Genomic DNA, 20,667 nt, shown 5'->3' on the forward strand with positions numbered 1-20,667 from the left:
GCCAAGGGGGACACGGTCACCCGGGGTCAGCCGGTGGTGCGCTGGGATCCGGCGGCCGTGGAGGAGAAGGGCAAGTCGCCCGTCTCTCCGGTCATCGCGCTCGAGGCAACCGCGGAGGCTCTCGGGGACGTACTGGAGGACGGGGACATCGAGCGCGGGCAGACGCTCTTCGGTTGGAGCTGACGTACGCGCCCGGCCCTTCTGTCGTGTCGTACCTCCACGCGTCGTCGGAAGTCCCTTCCCCGCGCGCGTGCGGGCCGGGTGGAAACCACTGCGGTGGCCTGAGGCCGCCGCCGAGCGGAGACGGGTGAGATGGACACAACGCTTCGAGGCGTGGGCGTGAGCCACGGGGTGGCGATCGGCGAGGCGCGGCACATGGGCACAGCCGTGCTGGAGCCCCCGGCCAAGCAGATCGCCGCCGATGAGGCGCCGCGTGAGCAGCAGCGCGCGAGGCAGGCCGTGGAGGCCGTCGCCGCCGATCTGGTCGCCCGGGGACATCTCGCCGGCGGCGAGGCGCAGGCCGTGCTGGAAGCACAGGCCATGATGGCGCAGGACCCTGAGCTGATGTCCGATGTGGAGCGGCGGATCACCGTCGGGAGCACGGCCGAGCGCGCGGTGTACGACGCATTCGCCGCCTATCGCGCGCTGCTGGCGCAGGCGGGCGACTACCTGGCCGGGCGGGTGGCGGACCTGGACGACGTGCGGAACCGTATCGTCGCCAGGCTGCTGGGCGTCCCCATGCCGGGGGTACCGGACAGCGACCGTCCCTACGTGCTGATCGCACGGGACCTGGCGCCTGCCGACACGGCGCTGCTGGACACCTCGCTGGTGCTGGGCTTCGTCACCGAGGAGGGCGGTCCGACCAGCCACAGTGCGATTCTGGCCCGCGCTCTCGGCGTGCCTGCCGTGGTGGCGCTCCCCGGCGCGGGTGAGCTGGCGGAGGGCACCGTCGTCGCGGTGGACGGGAGCACCGGTGAGGTCGCGGTGAATCCGACCGCCGAGGAGCGGGAGGAGTTGGCGCGTGCCGCCGAGGGCCGGAGGGCCGCCGTGGAGGCTGCCAAGGGTCCCGGCGCCACCTCGGACGGCCACAAGGTGCCGCTGCTGGCGAACGTGGGTGGCCCCGGTGACGTACCGGCCGCCGTGGAGGCGGGGGCCGAGGGCGTCGGTCTGTTCCGTACGGAGTTCCTCTTCCTGGACGACAGCGAGCAGGCGCCCGGCGAGGACAAGCAGGTCGAGGCGTACCGGCAGGTGCTGGAGGCGTTCCCGGAGGGGCGCGTCGTGGTGCGGGTGCTGGACGCGGGTGCCGACAAGCCGCTGAGTTTCCTGACGCCGGCCGACGAGCCGAACCCCGCTCTGGGGGTGCGTGGGCTGCGTACGCTGCTCGACCACCCGGAGGTCCTGCAGGGGCAGCTGCGGGCTCTCGCGAAGGCCGCCGAGGGGCTGCCGGTGTACCTGGAGGTCATGGCTCCGATGGTGGCGGACCGGACGGACGCGCGGGCGTTCGCCGCCGCCTGCCGGGAGGCCGGGCTGAGCGCGAAGTTCGGGGCGATGGTCGAGATCCCGTCCGCCGCGCTGCGGGCGCGTTCGGTGCTGCAGGAGGTGGAGTTCCTCTCGCTGGGCACCAACGATCTGGCGCAGTACACGTTCGCGGCCGACCGGCAGGTCGGTGCGGTCTCGCGGCTGCAGGATCCGTGGCAGCCCGCGCTGCTGGACCTGGTGGCCGTCTCGGCCGAGGCGGCGAAGGCGGAGGGCAAGAGCTGCGGGGTCTGCGGCGAGGCCGCTTCGGACCCGCTGCTGGCGTGCGTGCTGACCGGGCTCGGGGTGACCAGCCTGTCGATGGGCGCGTCGGCGATCCCGTTCGTGCGGGCGCAGCTGGCGAAGCACACGCTGGCGCAGTGTGAGCGTGCGGCCGCTGCGGCTCGGGCGGCGGACAGCGGTCCGGACGCGCGGGCCGCGGCGCAGGCGGTGCTCTCCGGCGAGTGACCGGGCGGGCGGCGCCGGGTCGTGCCGGGCCCGGCGCCGCCCGATTGACCGGTGCGCGGCGACTGTCGCAGAAGTGCGTGAGGGCCGTCCCGCTGATGCGCTGATGCGGGGCGGCCCGCACGCACACGTGGACGGCCTTCTGTCGCGGCCCGGCCGCGGTCGGGTCAGGCGGTGCGCTCGCGGCCGAGCTGTTCGTAGAAGCGGAGCAGTTCGGCGTTGTCGACCGAGCCGGGGTTGACGGCCTTCTCCATGGCGGTGCCCTGGAGGAGGCGTTTGACGGGGACCTCCAGGCGCTTGCCCGTGAGGGTGTGCGGGACGGCGGGGATCTCGATGATCTCGTCGGGTACGTGCCGGGGCGAGAGGCTCTGCCGGATGGTCTGCTTGACGCGGTCACGCAGTGCGTCGTCGAGTGCTGCGTTCTCCGCGAGGTGGACGAAGAGCGGCATCCAGTAGCCGCCGTCGGCCTGTTCGACGCCGATGACGAGGGACTCGCGGATCTCCGGGAGCCGTTCGACGGCTTCGTAGATGTCCGCTGAGCCCATCCGGACGCCCTGACGGTTGAGGGTGGAGTCGGAACGACCGTGGATGACGACGGTGTTGCGGCTGGTGAGGGTGATCCAGTCGCCGTGGCGCCAGACTCCGGGGTACATGTCGAAGTAGCTGTCGTGGTATCGCGCGCCGTCGGGGTCGTTCCAGAACCGGACGGGCATGGAGGGCATGGGCTGGGTGACGACCAGTTCGCCGACCTCGTCCACCAGCGGTCTGCCCTGCGGGTCCCAGGCGGCCAGATCGGTGGCGAGGGAGGGGGCCTGCAGCTCTCCGGTGTGGACGGGGAGTGTGGGGACCGCGCCGGCGAAGCAGCTGCACACGTCGGTGCCGCCGCTGACCGAGGCGATCCACATGTCGGCCGCGACCTCGTCGTGGATCCAGCGGAAGCCGTCGGGCGGGAGCGGCGACCCGGTGGTGGCCACACACTTGACCCGGGAGAGGTCGAAGTCCCGGCCCGGATGCACGTCCGCCTTGCGGCAGGCCATGATGTAGGCGGCCGAGGTGCCGTAGATCGTCGTACCGGTGCGCTCGGCGACGCGCCACTGGGCGGCCGTGTCGGGGTAGCCGGGGCTGCCGTCGTAGGTGACGACCGTGGCGCCGGTGAGGAGCCCGGAGACCAGCAGGTTCCACATCATCCAGCCGGTGGAGGTGAACCAGAAGAAGCGGTCGCCGGGTCCCATGTCGTTGTGCAGGGTGAGCTGTTTCAGATGTTCGAGCAGGATGCCGCCCTGGGACTGGACGATGGCCTTGGGCAGTCCCGTGGTGCCGGAGGAGTAGAGGACCCACAGCGGGTGGTCGAAGGGCACCTGCTCGTAGCGGGGTTCGGCGTCGAGGGAGGTGAGGTCGGCCCACTCCAGTGCCCCCTCGGGCGCCGGGGTGCCCAGCAGCGGCACATGGACGACCGCACGCAGGGTGGGCAGCGCGGAGCGGAGTTCGGCGACCGTCGTACGGCGGTCGTGCTCCTTGCCGCCGTAGCGGTAGCCGTCGACGGTGATCAGCACGACGGGCTCGACCTGCTGGAAGCGGTCCAGGACACTGCGCGCGCCGAAGTCGGGTGCGCAGGAGGTCCAGACGCCCCCGACCGCGGCGGTGGCCAGCAGGGCGACCGCCGCCTCGGGGATGTTGGGCAGATATCCGCTGATCCGGTCGCCGGGACGGACGCCCAGTCGGCGCAGTTCCTGGGCCAGCGAGGCGACCTGGGAGCGCAGTTGCGCCCAACTCACGGGGGTGGGCTCGTGCGATTCGTCGACGTGCAGCAGCGCGGGCCCGGCGGCGCGCTCGGGGTCCGCCGCCGGACGCAGCGCGTGCTCGGCGTAGTTGAGCCTGGCGCCGGGGAACCAGGTGGCTCCGGGCATGGCGGCGTCGGCGAGGACGGTCTCGTACGGGGTGCTGAAGCGGACGCCGGACCAGTCGGCGAAGGCTCCCCAGAAGGTGGCCAGGTGCTCGGTCGACCAGCGGTGCAGCGCGGCGTACGAGGCGACGGGGTCGCTCGGATCGGGCTCCGGGGCGCCGTGGTGCCGGGCCGCCCACTCCTGGAAGCGGGTGAGGCGGGCCGAGGAGAAGGCACCGGGGTCGGGCCGCCAGAGCGCCTCGGGCTGCGAGGTCCGGGCGGTCCTGTCGCTGTGTGCTGCGGTCATGGCGTGGCGGCTCCCTGACGTCCTGTACGCGTCGTCGCGTCCCTTCGCGCGGGACGATGCCATGTGGTCATCCGTTGTGCCAGGGCGGGTGTCACACACTGCGGCTGTGAGCGGTGTGGGGAGCACACGGCGCGCCGGGTGACCACCGGGTGAACGGCCACTGAACAGCCCTGACGTGGGCGGTCGCCGGTGGCAGGCTGAGCAGCATGGACGGGCGGGGCCTGGGGCGGTCGATGAGGGTGGTCGGTGCGGGGCAGGGGGCGCGGGCGCTGCGGGCGGCGTGGCGCCGGCGGCGGGCCGACGCGGCGGGGCTGCCCCGGCAGCGCGCGGAGCGGGCGCGCACCCCGGGCGAGGCCGCGGGGGCGGAGGCGGGGCCGGGCGGCGGGCGGGTGTGCTTCGCCCGGTCGGCCCTGGAGGTGCGGGTGACGGCGGGCGGTGCGGTGTTCCTCGGGTGGGACGGCGCGGAGCCCGAACCGTCGTACGCGCTGGCGGGTGCCTGCCCGGAGGCCGACCCGCGAGCGCGGCTGGAGCCGGACAAGGACGGCGGCTGGCGGGTGGTCTCGGAGCGGATGCTGGTGACGGTGTCGCGCCGCGGGGCGGTGGAGGTGCGCACGCCGGGCGGAGCGCTGCTGCGCCGGGACCTTCCGCCCCGCTGGTGGGAGTCGGACGGGGCTGTCGCGGGCGGTCCCCGCTGGATGCAGCGCTCGGAGCTGCCCGCCGACGCGCGCTTCTTCGGGTTGGGCGGCAGGAGCGCGGGCCCGCGGCTGCGGGAGGGTGCCTATCGGCTGTGGAACGGCGGCCCCGACACCCGCGGCCGGGGCGCGGGCCCGGTGCCGGTCGCCATGCCGGTGCTGGTGAGTGTGGCCGACGCGGGGACCCTGCTCGTCTTCCACGACAACTCCTGGGACGGCTGGGTGACGGTGCGGGAGGGCGCCGAGGGGTGTGGGTCGGGGCACGATCGGCCGGCGCGCTGCGAGGTGCGGATGGGCGGGGGCCCGATGCGGTACTGGGTGGTGGCGGGGGCGCCCTCCCGGGTGCTGCACGGCTGGGCGGCGCTGACCGGGGCGCCCGCCGTGCCGCCCCGCTGGGCACTGGGCCACCAGCATGTGCACCAGGGCCCGGCCGGGGAGCGCGAGCTGCGGCGGCTCGCGGAGGGCCATCGCGCGCACGGGCTGCCGCTGAGCGCACTGCAGCTGGATTCCGGCGCCGGGTGGGGCGGGCGCACCGCGGGCACGGACGGCTCGGCGGACAAGGCGGGTACGGGCCGGGCGGCGGGCGCGGACGGCGCGCCGGACGGGGGCGGCGCGGCGGGCCGGTCGGAGGCGGCGCGGCTGCGGCAGGACGGGGTGGAGCTGGTGTCGGTGGTGCGGCCGGGGGTGGTGGCCGAGCCGGGCTGCCCGGTGTTCGACAGCGGCACCGCTGCGGACGTGTTCGTCCGGGACGCGGCCGGCCGCACGGTGCTGGGCGGTGCGCGCCGGGGGGATGCGGCCTTCCCCGACTTCACGGACCGGCGGGCGCGCAAGTGGTGGGGCGCGCTGTTCGCGGAGCGGGTCGAGCAGGGCTTCACCGCGGTCTGGCACACCGGTGACGAGCCCACTTCGCTGTGCGCGTTCGGCGAGGCGACGCTGCCCCGCTCGGCACGGCACGCGCTGGAGGGCCGGGGCGGCGACCACCGGGAGGCGCACAATCTCTACGCGCTGTCGATGGCGGAGGCGGGCTGCGCCGGGATGCGGGAGCTGCACCCCGGGGAGCGCCCGTTCGTGGTCGCGGGCTCGGGGTGGGCGGGGATCCAGCGCTACGGCGGCATCGGCACCAGTGTGCCGGAGGCCGGGTGGGAGGGCCTGCGGACCGCGCTGTCGCTGGTGCTGGGTCTGGGGTTGTGCGGAGTGCCCTTCGCGGGGCCGGACGTCGCGGGGGCGACCCGGCGCTCCTCCCCCGAGCTGTATCTGCGCCGTCTTCAGTTGGCCGCGTATCTGACGCTGCTGCGCACCCGCACGACGGGACGCGCCGCCGGTGCGTCCTGGGAGGCCTCGGCGCCGTGGGGCGTCGGTGAGGAACTGCTGGGACACGTGCGTACGGCGCTGGCGGAGCGGGAGCGGCTGCTGCCGTATCTGATGACGCTGGCTCAACTGGCGCACCGTACGGGTACCCCCTGTGTGCGGCCGGTCTGGTGGCAGCATCCCCGGGACCGGGCGCTGCGCGACTGCGAGGACGCGTTCCTGCTGGGGGACGCGCTGCTGATCGCGCCGGTGCTGGAGCCGGGTGCGCGGGCGCGTGCGGTGCGGTTGCCGCCGGGCCGGTGGTATGACACCCGTACCGGGCGCTGTCACCGCGGCCCGGCGACGGTGCGGCTGCCGACGCCGTTGGCGGGGCTTCCGGTGCTGGCCCGGGCGGGCTCGGCGATACCGGTGCGGGGTGCCGACGGACGCACGGAGCTGGAGGTGTGGCCGCCGGTTCCGGGGCGTACCGGAGGCGGGCTGCTGATCCCCGATCCGGGTCTCGGAGGGCAGCGCCCGGCCGCCGAGAAATTCACGGTGCGCGACGGGCGGGGCGGGGCCGTCCTGGTGGAGGGGGAGGACGGTGCGGCGGTGGTGTACGCGGTGCGGCTGGGCCGCCCGCCCGGCCCGTCAGCCGGGTGAGCCGCCTGCCGTATCGCAGCCGCCGGGCCGGCGGCCTGCCGGAGCCGGCTCGGTGGGCGTGCCGGGCCAAGCCCCGTGGGCTCACGGCTTGCGGCCGACTCCTCCGTAGCAGGCGATATGGGGCGGCTGGCCGAACGGCAGTGCCTCAGGACGCCAGTGCGGGAGGGAGACGATGCCCGGTTCCAGCACTTCCAGTCCCTCGAAGAAGCCCGCCATCTGCTCGGGGGTGCGCGGCGTGTAGGGCACGGCTCCGCTCCCGGCGTTGAAGCGGCGGATGGCCTCGACGTAGGCGGGGTCGGTGGTGCTGCCGTCGTTGTAGCCCAGATAGCTGCCGGAGGGCAGTGCGTCCAGCAGTTCGCGGGTGACGGCCCGTGCCTCGTCCTCGTCCGGCACCAGGCCAAGGACGCCCATCAGCATCAGGCCGACGGGCCGGTCGAGGTCGAGGGTCTCGGCGGCGGCCGCGAGGATGCCGGCGGGGTCGCGCACGTCGGCGTGCAGGTAGCTGGTGGCGCCCTCGCGGGTGCTGGTGAGCAGGGCTTGTGCGTGGGCGAGGACGAGGGGATCGTTGTCGACGTAGACGATCCGGGACTCCGGTGCCACCCGCTGGGCGATCTCGTGGGTGTTGTCGACGGTGGGCAGGCCGGTGCCTATGTCGAGGAACTGGCGGATACCCGCCTCTCCCGCGAGGTGGCGTACGACGCGGCCGATGAAGGCCCGCGAGTGCCGGGTGATGTCGACCATTCCGGGGAATACCTCGCAGACCTTGTCACCTGCGGCACGGTCGACGGCGTAGTGGTCCTTGCCGCCCAGGAGGTAGTTCCAGATGCGCGCGGAGTGCGGGACCGTGGTGTCGATCTGCGTCGCGGGCCGTTGTGCCTTCGTCCGGTCGGTCATGGTGGGCTCCCCTGCTCGACGGTGCTGCTGCGGGTCCGGTGTCCGGCTGCCGCCTCAACCTAGCGTCAAAGGTGCGGCCACCGGAGCCACCCGGGCGCTTTCGTCCGGGTGGCTCGGGTGGCGGCGGCCTCAGTGGTGCGAGGTCAGCGAGCGGCGGGAGACGGGAAAGTCGAAGTAGGTGTCCGGGAAGGTCTCCGGCTCATGGGTGAAGTGCCACCACTCCTCCGGCAGGTTGGTGAAGCCCTCGTGCTCCAGGGTGCGCTTGAGCAGCAGCCGGTTAGCGCGCTGTTTCCCGGTGACGCGGGGGTCGTCGGTGTGCGCGAGGGTGTCGAAGCAGTCGAAGCCGGTGCCGGTGTCGACGGAATTGTCGGGGAACCGTTCCTGCTGGGGCGCGTGGCACGGCACCAGGGGTTCGCCGGGACGGTAGGGGCGGGTGGGCCGGGCGGGCAGCTCGGCGACGGTGATGTCGACGGTGCTGCCGCGGCTGTGTCCGGACTTCTCCGCGATGTAGCCGTCCTCGAAGAGCCGGTTCTTGGCCACGCGCGGGTAGAACTCGCGCTTCATCCGCTGGTCGTCCAGGTCCTTGGCCCAGCGCACGAAGTGGTCCACGGCCCGCTGCGGGCGGTAGCAGTCGTAGACCTTGAGCGTGTAGCCGCGCCGCAGGAGAGAGCGCTGGGCGCGGGCGAGGGCACGGCCGGTGTCCCGGGTGACGAGGCACATCGGCCGGCGGTAGCCGTCGATGCGCTCGCCGACGAAGTTGTGCCGGGTGAAGTAGCGGATGTCCTGGCGGATGGTCGGGGCCACGTCGTGCAGGGCGACGAACTCCTCGGGTGCCTTGGGCTCATGCCCCTGCCCCGATGCGGCTCGAGCTGCGGGGACGGGGGCGGCCGCGAGGACGAGGAGAGCAGCGGCTGCGGCGAGCGGGGCCCGGGGGGCGGTGCGGATGCGTCTCATGCCCCTCTCCTCTACCAGGGAACGGGGAAATGCGGAACGGTGGCTCGGGATCACCCCCGTCGGTCCCGTGCCACCGTTCCTGATTCGTGTGGACGCCGACCCTCGAGGAGCGGTTCACGTGAGGGGTGGGACGTGCGGGGACGTGAGGATCTGGTGACACCCTGGTGACAGTCGCGACAGGAGCGTCGCAGACTGGGCGCGTCGAGGCGGTCGTGCGCCCGGCCTTGACTGCCCCTCAGTCGCGCTGAACACTGCCGTCACGCTCATCGCGGGCACCGCCGTCAGCCGGGTGGAGCCGCCGATCGGCGGGGCCTGCGGGCTCTGCTCGGCGGGGCTGCGGCGTACCGCTCCGCAAGGCCGCATTCTGATCATGACGTCCGAACGCACCTATCGAGGGGTCGTCACAACATGACGGACAAGTACGTCGCTGCCATCGACCAGGGCACCACCTCCAGCCGCTGCATCGTCTTCGACCAACGGGGCGGAATCGTCGCCGTCGACCAGCAGGAGCACCGACAGATCTTCCCGAAGCCCGGCTGGGTGGAACATGACGCCGACGAGATCTGGACGAAGGTCCAGGCCGTGGTCGGGGGCGCGTTGGAGCGGGCAGGGCTGCGCGCCGACCAGCTCAGCGCCATCGGCATCACCAACCAGCGCGAGACCACGGTGCTGTGGGACCGCGCGACGGGCCGGCCGGTGCACAACGCGATCGTCTGGCAGGACACCCGGACCTCGGGACTCTGCACGGAGCTGGGCGGCGAGGTGGGCCAGGACCGCTTCCGGGACCGGACGGGGCTTCCGCTGGCCAGCTATTTCGCCGGGCCGAAAGTCGCCTGGCTGCTGGACAACGTACCCGGGCTGCGGCAGCGCGCAGTCGACGGGGAGATCGCCTTCGGCACCATGGACTCCTGGCTGATCTGGAACCTGACCGGCGGTGTCGACGGCGGACGGCACGTCACCGATGTCACCAACGCCTCCCGCACCATGCTGATGAACCTGGAGTCCCTGGAGTGGGACGCCTCGGTCCTGGAGGCGATGGATGTACCCGCCGCCGTGCTGCCGGAGATCAGGTCATCCTCGGAGGTGTACGGCACGGCCGTCGGGCAGCTGGCCGGGGTGCCGGTGGCCTCGGCGCTCGGCGACCAGCAGGCGGCCGTCTTCGGACAGACGTGCTACGGGGTGGGCGAGGCCAAGAACACCTACGGCACCGGTTCCTTCCTGTTGCTGAACACCGGCAACCGGCCGGTGCCCAGCAAGCACGGACTGCTGACGACGATGGGCTACCGGCTGGGCGACGAGGCGCCGGTCTACTGCCTGGAGGGCTCCATCGCGATCACCGGCGCACTGGTGCAGTGGTTCCGCGACCAGCTCGGCATCATCGACGACGCGGCGGAGATCGAGACGCTGGCCGCCAGTGTCGAGGACAACGGCGGGGCCTACATCGTGCCCGCGTTCTCCGGCCTGTTCGCGCCGTACTGGCGTTCGGACGCGCGCGGTGTCATCGCGGGGCTGACCCGGTACGTGACCAAGGCGCACCTGGCACGAGCCGTACTGGAGGCCACGAGCTGGCAGACCCGCGAGGTGGTCGACGCGATGTACCAGGACAGCGGCGTGGAGATCACCTCGCTGAAGGTGGACGGCGGCATGACCGCCAACAGCCTGCTGATGCAGCACCAGGCAGATGTGCTGGGGGTACCGGTGATCCGGCCGGTGATCGCCGAGACCACCTGTCTGGGCGCGGCGTACGCCGCGGGGCTGGCGACCGGCGTGTGGTCCGGCCTGGAGGAGTTGCGCGCCCACTGGAAGCGGGACGCCGAGTGGACTCCCTCGATGGGCGAGGAGGAGCGCGAGAAGGAGTACGCCAACTGGCACAAGGCCGTGGAGCGGAGCTTCGGCTGGGAGCAGTCCGGCTGAGGCCGAGCCGGGCGGGGCCGCGGCGGGCCCCGCCCGGGGCCCGCCGCGCCGCGCCCCCCGGGAGACGCCACGAGCGGCCCGCGGGGTCCGAGGCCGGTGCGCGGGGTCCGACGGAGGCCGCCCGGCCGGGAGAGGGGCCGGGCTGCGGCACAGCGCGCGGAGCTCCGCCTCAGGTGGCGGCTGTCGTCCGGGTGGCGAGATGCCTGGCGTGCTGGACCACCGAGACGAGGACGTCCCGCGCGGACTCGCGCTGCCGCGCGTCGCACAGCAGCACCGGTATCCCGCCGTCCAGGTCGAGGGCCTCGCGGACGTGCTCGACGGGGTATTGCTCGGCGTCGTCGAAACAGTTGACCGCCACCGTGAAGGGGATACCGCGGCGCTCGAAGTAGTCGACGGCGGCGAAACTGTTCTCCAGCCGCCGGGTGTCGGCGAGCACCACGGCACCCAGCGCACCGGTCGCCAGCTCGTCCCACAGGAACCAGAACCGGTCCTGGCCCGGGGTGCCGAACAGGTACAGCACCAGCTCTTCGTTGATGGTGATCCGGCCGAAGTCCATGGCGACGGTCGTGGTGGTCTTCGCCTCCACACCGCGAGTGCTGTCCACGGAACGGCTGGCCTCGGTCAGCAGTTCCTCGGTGCGCAGCGGTTTGATCTCGCTGACCGCCCCCACCAGTGTGGTCTTGCCGACCCCGAACCCGCCGGCCACCAGGATCTTCAGTGTGACCGGCTCGGCGGGGGCCTTGCTGCCGCGCCGCTCAGAGCGCCCGAAGACCATTGATCACCTCTCTGAGGATGCTCTCGTCCGGCAGTTCCGCCGGAGGAACGGGGCGGGTGACGCGCACCAGTGCGGCCGCCAGCAGGTCGCCGATCAGCACGCGCACCACCCCCACGGGAAGGTCGAGCTCCGCCGCCACTTCCGCCACCGACAGCGGCTGGCGGCGGCAGAGCACGACGATGTCGTGGTGCTCGGGGACGAAGGAGTGATCGGAGAGAAGCGGGTCCTCGGCCGCGGACACCGCGTCCGGCTCCGCCCCGCCCGGGTCGTCGACGATGACGAGGGCGATGAGGTCGAGCTGCGTGCCCGTGCCGCCGCTGCGGGTGCGGCCGCGCGTCATCGCATACGGCCGCACCACGGGTCCCGCCGCGTCATCGAACCACTGGTCCGCCATGGCCGGCCCGTCTCCTCCCGCTCCTCGTCCCGTCGCCTGTCATCCTCGCGGCGCCGTCACCCGGCTCCGGGCGTGCCGCTGTCGCCCGGGGTGCTGCGCGGTGCGGTGCCCAGATGCGCGCCGACGCGCTTGACCAGGAGCGTCATCTCGTAGGCGACCTGGCCGACATCGGCATCCTGGTCGGCCAGGACGGCGAGGCAGCTCCCGTCCCCGGCGGCCGTCACGAAGAGGAACGCTTCGTCCAGTTCGACCACGGTCTGCCGTACGCCGCCGACGCCGAAGTGGTGGCCCACCCCCTTGGCGAGGCTGTGGAACCCGGAGGCGACAGCCGCCAGGTGTTCGCTGTCCTCGCGGGACAGGCCCTGTGAGGCGCCTCTGGCGAGGCCGTCCCCGGAGAGCACGAGCGCCTTGCGAATACTGCCGACGCGTTGGACCAGCTCGTCGAGGAGCCAGTTGAGTTCACCGCTTCCGGCCTGGTGCGATGCGGTGTCTGGTGCGGTCATCGACCGTCCCTTTCCGGTGTTGTTCCTGGTGCTGACTCCCCCGCCTCGTGCGGCGGTTCGCTCTCGCGTCTGCCGCGTTCCCAGCCGCGCTGGAGGGATGCCATCTTGCTGCGCACTTCGTCGGCGTCGCGGTCGGCGACCTCCGGCGCGCTGGATCCTGGGGGGTCCGTCCGCGGCTGCGGCATACGGGTGTTGACCGTGGGCGCGTCCCCTTTGAGCTGCGGAGCGAGGCTGGCCTGTCGCACCCGGCGGGGCAGGCCGCCGGGGCGCCCGGGCCCGGTGCCCGACTCCCCGGACGGCGAGTCCTCGCCACGGGGGCCGTCCTCGCGTCCGGACGGGCCGCCGGCGCCGGCGGAATCCTCGGGGCTGTGCGGCCCGACGGCGGTGCCTCGGGGCCCGGTGGCCGCCGCCGGAGGCGCGGCGCCCTCCGGCTCGCCCGCGGAGGCCGTCCTGGAGGTGGCGTCGGACCCCTCAGCGGAGGACGCCTGCCCGGACGGAGCCTGCTCCTCCGCTCCGGTGTGCGGAGAGGTACGGGGCTTCTTGCGGCGGGGCAGCGGTGCGGGGCCGCTGCCCGCGGGGCGCTCCGCCGGGGGTTGCCGGTCCGGATCGACGGTGCGCCCGTTGTCGGAGACCAGGACCGGGGCGCCCGGCCGACGCCGGGGCAGAGGCTTGCGGCCGCCGTCCTCGGGGTCGGTTCCGCCGGTGCGGGAGTCCGCGTCCCCGCCGGGCGCCGGGGTGCCCTCGCAACCGTCGCGGGAGTCCGCGCGGGAGGCGGGAGCGGCCTCGTCGCGCGCCTGCTGGTGCTGCTCGCCCGCCGGGGCGATCGCGGGCGCCGGGCCGCGGGGCAGCTTGCGGGACCCGCTCTCCCGAGCGGACCGGCTCCCCTCCTCCAGCGGGGCCTCCAGCTCGACGGGGCCGTCCAGTGGCCGGGCCGGCCCCGTACCGGCCCCCGCGGCACCGCGCGGCTCGTCGTCGCGGCCGGGGGTCTCGGTGAGGACCGCGCCGGGGATGAGGACGACCGCTGTCGTGCCACCGTAGGGCGAGGGCTGCAGCGAGACCCGGACGCCCTGGCGCTGGGCCAGCCGCGAGACCACGAACAGGCCCAGCCGGTCGGTGTCGGACAGCTCGAACTCGGGGGTCTCGGCGAGCCGCAGATTGGCGTCCAGCATCGCTTCGGCCGTCATGCCCAGCCCGCGATCGTGGATCTCCAGCGTGAAACCGTTGGCGACCCGCTCACCCAGCACCTGCACGGCAGTGTGCGGCGGGGAGAAGACCGTGGCGTTCTCCAGCAGTTCGGCGATCAGGTGGGTCAGGTCGGCGACCGCGCTGCCGTCCACGGCGAGCCGCGGCAGCCTGCGCACCTCGATCCGCTCGTAGTCCTCGACCTCGGCGACGGCCGCCCGTACGACATCCATCAGCTGGACGGGCTTGCGCCACTGCCGCGACGGCGTCGCACCGGAGAGGATGACCAGGCCCTCGGCGTGCCGGCGCATCCGGGTCGTCATGTGATCGAGCCTGAAGAGGTCGGCGAGTTCGTCCGCGTCCTCGGTACGGCGCTCCATGGCGTCGAGCAGGGTGAGCTGGCGGTGCAGCAGCACCTGGTTGCGGCGGGCGAGGTTGACGAACACCTCGGAGACGCCGCGCCGCATGTCGGCCTGTTTGACGGCGGCTTCGACGGCCGCGCGCTGGAGGGTGTCGAGTGCCTGGCCCACCTGGCCGATCTCGTCCTGCGGATACTCCAGGCGAGGCGACTCGCTCTCGACGTCCACCCGTTCACCGGCGGCCAGCCGGCGCATCACGTTCGGCAGCCGCTCACCGGCGGCCTCGCCGGCCTCCTTGCGGAGTGTGTTCAGGTCGCGGACCAGACCGCGGCCGACGCGGATGGAGATGACGAGGGAGGCGAGCACCGCGAGGAAGCCCAGCACCCCGGCGGCGGCCGCCTGGACGAGCACCCGGGTGGCGACCGGGTCGACGCGTTCGTGGTAGCGCTGGTCGGTCTGCTTCGCCATCTTCCGGAGGTCCTGCATGACGGCGTTCATGGCGAACCGCCAGCGCTCCTCGCTGACCGGCCCCTCGGTGGTGCGCGGTCCGGCGGCGATGACGGCGTCCTCGTAGCTGCGCAGGGTGCGGCCGTCGCTGCTGTTCCAGTAGTTCTCGAACAACTGCCGGTCCTCGGCCGGCAGCGTGGGGAGGTTGCTCTCGTAGGCGATGTTGCGCTCGGCGACCCGGTCCGACAGTGCCCGCTGGTCGCCGCGGGTGAACTGCCCGGCCGCGTACGCGGCCGCCATCAGCGCATCCTCCCGGGAGAGGTACTCACGCGCGCGGTTCACACCGACCAGGGCCCGGCCCTGCTTCTCCAGGTCGATGTCGTCCACCGCGCTGAGCGAGTTGACCAGCGCATAGGCGGGATCGATCAGCTCGTTGTACGCCTGGAAGGCGCCGCCGCGGGTGATGGTGTCCTGCTCCACCCGCGTCCGCAGCGTCTTCAGCCCGCCGAGGGCCTCCAGAAAGTCGTCCAACCGGGCCTCGGAGTCGGGGCCGAGCTCGGCGCGCAAACCGCCGTCGTCCGCGTTGCGGCGTACCGCGGCGACCTCGCGGTCCGTGGTGCGCTGGAGTGCGTGCAGGGTCGACAGCTCCTTGTCGCCACGGGGCTCGGCCACATGGACCATGATCTGGCGGCGCTCCTGCTGGAGGGCGCGGACCGCGTCCTCGGACGGCTCACCGATCTTGTGGGTCACCTCGTCCAGGCGCAGCAGGCTGTTCGCCTCGGTGGCGGTGATGTAGGTCGCGAAGCCCCAGATGGACAGCAGGGAGACCAGCGGCACCAGCAGCAGCACCACGATCTTCCGGCGGATGGACTTCCCGCGAAAGCGCATGGCCTCCCCTACGTCTTCCCCAGCGCACGGGGGTGTGAACCGACAGCAAACGGCCTGAGCTTACTACCGGGGCACCGGCAACTCGTAGGCGTACGGGAGCGTTCGACCAGGCAATCCAGGGTGCCTCATCCTGAGTTGTCCGTCGATGCCCCTCCGGACGTTCGCAGTGTGTGGCACAGCCCACGTTTACGGAAGCGTGGGAGGATCGGGGGTAGTGAAGGGGGAGTGAAAGAGATGTATACGAAGCCCCGCCTACCGGACCCGGTACGGACGGCGGCGGTGCGTGCGGTGATCGTCGCGGCGCTGACGCTGGTGCAGCTCATGGTCGCGTTCTTCTGCTCGCTGGCCGCCGTCTGGCTGGCGTTCCCGATGGTGCTGTCGACCATCGGCAGCACCGTCGTGGCGACGTGGGCGGTCCTCGACGTGTGGATCACCCGGCAGGTGTGGGTGCAGCGGCACGGGGTGCTCTCCGAGCCCAGCAGCGCCGCCCGACGGCGGGCGCTGGCCGACCGCCACCGCTCGGCGGGCGCCGGGGCGGGACGGGGCGGCGCCGGCGCTGCGGGCGACGCCCCCGGAGTCAGCCGTGCGGGGAGTGTGCCGCATCCGACGCGTCACCCGGCTGCTGAGGCGCGGGAACGTCCGGCCGGGCGTCCGGCTCCTGCGGCCGTGCGGGCGGCTCGTCCTGACCGTCGGACGGATCCTGGCCGGGCCGGCGGAACATCCGTGTCGCGGTGATCTCCCCGTGCACCGCGGCCTCGTCCTCGTCGGCCTCCGGCCGGGGCACCCCGGGGCGCATGTGCTCCTCCACGCTGATGTACTTCAGCCCGGCGCGCAGGTCCGCGTCGTTGCGCAGCCGGATCACCAGCGGGAACTCCGCCAGCGCCGTGGTGTCGAACAGCCCGGTGGTGTACAGGAGTTGGACGCCCAGCGCGTCGGCGACCGCCCGCTGGAGTTCCAGCAGATAGGTGGCGTTGGCCCGTCCGATGGGGTTGTCCAGGAAGAGGGTGCCCGCGTGCCGGTGCTTGTCGTGCCCCCGGTCGTTGCTGCGCAGCGCCGCCATCGTGCAGTACAGGGCGATGGCGGCGGTCAGCAGTTGTCCGCCGGAGAAGACGTCGCCCATCTGCCCGACCGGTACGCGCTCGGCCCGCAGCACGGCGTCCGGCTTGAGGATCTCCACCGCGACACCCCGCGGCTGGAGCGCCGCATGCACTCCGCGCAGCAGCAGCGTCATGCCGTCCCGGCGCAGATCGGAGTTCTTGCGGACCGCCGCACGGGTGGCCTCGTCGATGACCTCGCCCAGCCGTTCGGTCAAGGTGGCCTGATCGGGATCGTCGAAGCGGATGCGCAGGAACTCCTGGCCGGACCACTCCCCCAGCCCCTCCGGCAGCCGCGAGAGCCGCTGCGCCGAGCGCAGCGTGGTCAGTGACGATTCGGCCAGGCCACGCAACCGGTCCACGATGCTGTCGCGGTTGCGCTCCAACTGGGCCAGCTCGTCGGTGAGGACCCGCAGCCGAGGGGCGAACGCCGTCGCCCACGCGGCCGCGTGGTCGGGCAGCGCGGCGGCCGGGAGTTCGCGGACCTGCTGCCGGGCCGGCGTGCGGACCTGCTCGTAGCGGCTGGAGTTGGCGTGCCGTACCAGCATCTCGCAGGCCTCCCGCACCGACTGCTCGGCCGTGCTGAGGTCGGCGGCGCAGCCGCGCAGCGACCTTCTGGCCTCGGCTGCCGCCTGCCGGGCCTCGGCCGGACCGCCCGCGTACGGCTCGGAGGCCTCCTCGCCGTCGCCGCCGGGGGCGGGGGCGGTCGGCTCGCGCAGCAGGTCGCGCAGGACGGCCGCGGTCTCGTCGAAGCCGCCGGCGGCGTCCTCCGCCGCGGAGTGGTCACGCTGGAGCGCGGTGTGGGCGGCCCGGGCGGCTTCCAGTTCGTCGCCGCGGGTTGCGAGTTCGGCGTTGGCGGTCCGCAGCAGGGTCTGGGCCTGCGCGGCGTCGGAGGGCACCAGTGTGTCCGGCAGTTCGGTGTGACGCTCGCCTTCGCTGGGCGAGAGGCGCTCGGCCTCGCCGCGGAACCTGCCGAGCTGCTCGCTGATGTCGGAGCCGCGCGCCTCCAGCCGCTGGACGAGCGCCTCGGCCCGGGCCGCCGCCGCCTGCCGGGAGGGACCGTCGGCGCCGTCCGGGCCCTCGAGCAGCTGGGCCGCGCGGGTGCGCACCTTGTTGCTGAGCCGGTCCAAGGCGGCCTTGGCAGCGGACTCGTCACCCTCCGAGCGGGCCTGTTCGGCGCGCAGGTCGGCACCGACACCCACCTTCTCGTAGAGCTGGGAGGCGGAGCGGTAGGCGGCACGCAGGTCCGGCAGGGACGACGTGCGCTCGGCCGCCGGGGTTCCGCCCTCCGCATCCGCATCCGGCTGCGCGGGAGCGTCGGGAACGCCGGCGATCTCGGCCCGTTCGGCGCGCAGGGTGCGCGCCGTGCGGCGCGCGTCGTCCGCGGCACGCTGCGCCTCGCGGCGGTCCGCGTCGGCCGCGCGTGCCCGTTCCAGGCACTGTTCGGCGCGCTCCCGCGCGGCGGCCACCTCATCCGTCAACTCGCGCAGCCTCGCCTGCCGGCCGGCGCGCTCCCGCAGCCGGAAGGCGAGCCCCGCGAGCGCGTCGGCGGCACGGCGCGCGCGCTGGGCCGCCTCCTGACGCTCGTCGCGGACCCGGGCGGTCTCGGCGGCCTGTTCGTCGGCCTCCGCGCGGTCCTCGCGGACCTGGGCGAGGTGCTGCCGGGCGGCCTCGGCGGCCTCGCGGGCCCGGGCCGCGGCCTCGGCGAGCTCGAGGAGGCGGCCTTCGGGGCAGCCCCCGCGCCAGGAGGCGAGCCGGGCGGCGAGCGCCCGGTCGGCGGAGAGCCGCGCGGCGAGGCAGCGGATCTCCTCGTCCCGGGTGGCGGCGCGCTCCCGCAGCCGGCCACGTTCACCGTCGGCCGCGTCCTCGTCGTGCATCGCCGGGTTGGGCGGTACGAGGAACACCTGCGCGGCGGCGGAACCCTCCCCGCCGCCGTCCGGCGCGGGGGCGGGGGCCAGCAGCGCGGCGGAGGTGCCGACGGCCACCGCCGAGCGGGGCAGCAGCACCGCGCCGGCCAGCACTTCGCGGGCGCGCGCGTGGCTCTGCGGGTCGGTGATGATGACACCGTCGACCAGTTCCGGCCGGGCCGCGAGCACCGCGGCGTGGTCGGCCGGGTCGACGGCCTGGGCGAGGTAGCGCCAGCCGGGCAGCGCGGGGACGCCGTGCTCGCCCAGGTACTCGACGGTGGCGGTCACATCGGGCCCGGGCGGCAGGAGGCCGCCGTCGCCGAGCGCGCCGAGCATCCTGGAGTCGTCCGCGGCCGCTGTCCGCAGCTCGAACAGCTGCCGCTCGGCCGCGGCCACGCCCTCGTCCAGCAGTTCTTGCAGCGTCTCGGCGCTGCGGTCCAGCTCCTCAGCCGAGAGCGGCACCTGGCCGGTGGGGGTGTCGCGGTCGGGCACCGCGCGGGGAGCGGGGCGCGCGCCGCGTCCCGCTCCGTCCTCCGGGGCGCCGCCCTGGCCCGGTACCGCGCCGGCGCCGGCCGCGGGTGCGGTGTCCGCCGCGGACGCCCGGGGGCCGCGGGCGCTGCCCGCGTCCCGCTGGCCCGGTACGGAGGGGCGGGAAGGCCCGGCGGCCCCCGCGTTCTCCGCGGCCGCCGGGTGGTCGGGCAGTCCGAGGAGTTCGGCCAGGCGCTCCTCGGCGCCGAGGGTTTCGGCGGCGGCACGCTCGGCGGTGTACGCCCCCTCGGCGGCCTCCGCTGCGTCCGCGGCCCGGGCGGCGGCGAGTTCGGCGCCCGCGTGCCCCTCGGCCAGCTCCCGGGCGCGCTCGCCGCTGCGGACCGCCGCCTCCCGGGCCGAGTCGAACGCGGCGACCGCGCTCTTCTCCGCGTCGCCGGCCGCCAGTGCGGCGCGTGCCGGGTCGGACTCGGGGTCGCTGTCGTCGAGCCAGCCGGCCCGGACCGCCTGCTCCATCTCCGCTTCCACCTCGGCGCGGCGCTGGCGCAGGTGTTCAGTCTCGCTGCGGGCGCGCTCCCCCTCGGTGGCCGCCGCGGTGGCGTCCTGGTGCGCGGCCTCGCTCTCGTGCTGCAGCGCGGCGGAGCGCTCCTCCTGCTCACCGGCGATGCGCTCGCTGTCCCGGGCCGCGGCGTTGAGGGCGCCGACCAGCGCTTCGGCGGCCCGGGCGCGGGCCTCCAGCGCGGGTGCGGCGTCCCGCTCGGCCTCCTGGATGGCGGCGGCCACCCGGGCCGAACGGTCGGCGGCAGTCCGGTGCGCGAGTACGGTTTCGGCCGCCTGCCACGCGGAGTGCAGGGTGCGGGCCTCGCTCAGTTCACGCTTGTGCGCCGCCGCCGACTTCTCCGCTGCGGCCAGCGCCAGCGAGGCGTGCCGGTAGGCCAGTTCGGCGGCGGTGCGGGAGGCGCGGGTGCGCGCGTCCTCCACGCCGGTCACCGACTCCTGCGCCTGCTGGAGCTGCTCGGCCAGTTCGGCGGCGCGGCCCCGCTCCCGGGAGCCGCGCGCCGCGAGGCGGCGGGCCAGCTGCCGGGTGCGGCGCTCGGCCCCGGCGTGGATCTCCCGGGCTCTGGCCCGGGTCTCGGCGGCCTCGGTGATGCGGTGCAGATGCTCCAGGGAACCGGCGGTGAAGTCGCGTTCGGCCGTCAGCTCGGCACGGCGGCCGAGCTTGTGCGCGAAGCCGTGCACGAGGTCGGCGAGTCCGTCGGTGTCCCGGGTGTCGGTGACGGCGCGCAGCAGCAGGTCGGTGAAGTCCGAGTCGTTCTTGACGGCGAACAGACCCGCGGCCTCGCCCTCGTCGGCGTTCATCTCGCGCTGGTAGCGGAAGAGTTCGGGATCGAGGCCGAGTGTGGTCAGGTGCTCGTTCCAGCGTTCGTGGATCTCCTCCCAGACCACGTCCAGGTTCGGGTACGCCTTGCCCGTCTCGGCCAGGACGTCGCGGAAGCCCTTCATGGTGCGTCGCCTGCCGCGTGCCGAGGACGCGCCCTCGGCACGCGGCCGCAGCGCCGCCGACTCGGCGACCGGGAGGGAGTCCAGGGACAGGCCGGGGCCCGGCCGGAAGGAGTACCACGCCTCGGCGAACTTGCGCGGGTCGCCGGAGACCTGGCGGCCGCGCCACTCGCTGACCTTGCCGACGACGATGGTCTCGCCGGTCCTGGTGTGCTGCCACTCCAGCGCGACGTGCCCGCAGTCGTCCGCGAGCAGGAACTTGCGCAGCACGCCCGAGCTGGCGCCGCCCAGGGTGTTGCGGTGGCCGGGCAGCATCACCGAAAAGATCAGCTTGAGCAGGACGGACTTGCCGCCGCCGTTCTCCAGGAAGAGCACCCCGGCGGGAGCGGGACGGCGCGGCGAGCCCTGCGGCTCCTCCTCGAAGAAGTCCGCCTGCTTCGGTGCGGGGCTGGGCACCGGCTCTCCCACCCCGCGCAGGTCCAGCACGGTGTCGGCGTAGCGCGCACCGGCGGGCCCGATCGAGTAGAGGCGGATCCGGGACAGCTCGTACATGGCGGCGGGG

The 20,667-nt window shown here is 74.0% G+C and carries 12 protein-coding genes (1 of these 12 only partly in view); 4 read left to right on the forward strand and 8 right to left on the reverse strand.

Annotated elements, in window-relative coordinates; genetic code table 11:
* On the forward strand, positions 1-183 hold the end of the coding sequence (locus P2424_RS02620; RefSeq protein WP_276474181.1) for a PTS glucose transporter subunit IIA. It extends 267 nt beyond the left edge of the window; only the last 183 of its 450 coding nucleotides appear in the window; the start codon falls outside the window, past its left edge; it ends in the stop codon at positions 181-183.
* Between the two features lie 129 nt (positions 184-312).
* A complete protein-coding gene (ptsP, locus tag P2424_RS02625) occupies positions 313-1,983 on the forward strand; it encodes a phosphoenolpyruvate--protein phosphotransferase (protein WP_276474182.1) in 1,671 nt (556 codons plus the stop codon).
* 164 nt (positions 1,984-2,147) lie between these two features.
* On the opposite strand, the gene P2424_RS02630 is transcribed toward ptsP, so the two are convergent.
* On the reverse strand, positions 2,148-4,169 hold the full coding sequence (locus P2424_RS02630) for an acetoacetate--CoA ligase (protein WP_276474183.1): 2,022 nt from the start codon (positions 4,167-4,169) through the stop codon (positions 2,148-2,150).
* A gap of 206 nt (positions 4,170-4,375) precedes the next feature.
* Between P2424_RS02630 and P2424_RS02635 the strand changes: the two genes are divergently transcribed.
* On the forward strand, positions 4,376-6,808 hold the full coding sequence (locus tag P2424_RS02635) for a glycoside hydrolase family 31 protein (protein WP_276474184.1): 2,433 nt from the start codon (positions 4,376-4,378) through the stop codon (positions 6,806-6,808).
* 81 nt (positions 6,809-6,889) lie between these two features.
* Here P2424_RS02635 and P2424_RS02640 read toward each other — a convergent pair whose 3' ends face one another.
* Positions 6,890-7,702: an SAM-dependent methyltransferase gene (locus tag P2424_RS02640; RefSeq protein WP_276474185.1), complete on the reverse strand. Its 813-nt coding sequence runs from the start codon at positions 7,700-7,702 to the stop codon at positions 6,890-6,892.
* A 129-nt stretch (positions 7,703-7,831) separates the two neighbouring features.
* Positions 7,832-8,656 carry a M15 family metallopeptidase gene (locus P2424_RS02645; protein ID WP_276474186.1) on the reverse strand — a complete coding sequence of 275 codons (825 nt, stop codon included), beginning with the start codon at positions 8,654-8,656 and terminating at the stop codon, positions 7,832-7,834.
* Positions 8,657-9,064: 408 nt separating this feature from the next.
* On the opposite strand from P2424_RS02645, the gene glpK reads away from it, so the two are divergent.
* Positions 9,065-10,570 carry a glycerol kinase GlpK gene (gene glpK, locus P2424_RS02650; RefSeq protein ID WP_276474187.1) on the forward strand — a complete coding sequence of 502 codons (1,506 nt, stop codon included), beginning with the start codon at positions 9,065-9,067 and terminating at the stop codon, positions 10,568-10,570.
* 169 nt (positions 10,571-10,739) lie between these two features.
* Here glpK and P2424_RS02655 read toward each other — a convergent pair whose 3' ends face one another.
* The 5 genes from P2424_RS02655 to P2424_RS02675 form a co-directional block, all read right to left on the reverse strand.
* Positions 10,740-11,345 carry an ATP/GTP-binding protein gene (locus P2424_RS02655; RefSeq protein ID WP_276474188.1) on the reverse strand — a complete coding sequence of 202 codons (606 nt, stop codon included), beginning with the start codon at positions 11,343-11,345 and terminating at the stop codon, positions 10,740-10,742.
* Positions 11,326-11,739 (reverse strand): DUF742 domain-containing protein, encoded by a 414-nt coding sequence (locus P2424_RS02660; RefSeq protein ID WP_276474189.1) that lies wholly within the window; start codon positions 11,737-11,739, stop codon positions 11,326-11,328. Before P2424_RS02660 ends, P2424_RS02655 begins: the two co-directional genes overlap by 20 nt.
* A 56-nt stretch (positions 11,740-11,795) precedes the next feature.
* Positions 11,796-12,242 carry a roadblock/LC7 domain-containing protein gene (locus P2424_RS02665; RefSeq protein WP_276474190.1) on the reverse strand — a complete coding sequence of 149 codons (447 nt, stop codon included), beginning with the start codon at positions 12,240-12,242 and terminating at the stop codon, positions 11,796-11,798.
* A complete protein-coding gene (locus P2424_RS02670; protein ID WP_276474191.1) occupies positions 12,239-15,118 on the reverse strand; it encodes a nitrate- and nitrite sensing domain-containing protein in 2,880 nt (959 codons plus the stop codon). Before P2424_RS02670 ends, P2424_RS02665 begins: the two co-directional genes overlap by 4 nt.
* Positions 15,119-15,695: 577 nt before the next feature.
* Positions 15,696-20,657 carry a hypothetical protein gene (locus P2424_RS02675; protein WP_276474192.1) on the reverse strand — a complete coding sequence of 1,654 codons (4,962 nt, stop codon included), beginning with the start codon at positions 20,655-20,657 and terminating at the stop codon, positions 15,696-15,698.
* Positions 20,658-20,667 lie beyond the last annotated feature (10 nt).

Origin of the sequence: Streptomyces sp. WMMB303 (assembly GCF_029351045.1) — a bacterium.
Lineage (GTDB): Bacteria > Actinomycetota > Actinomycetes > Streptomycetales > Streptomycetaceae > Streptomyces.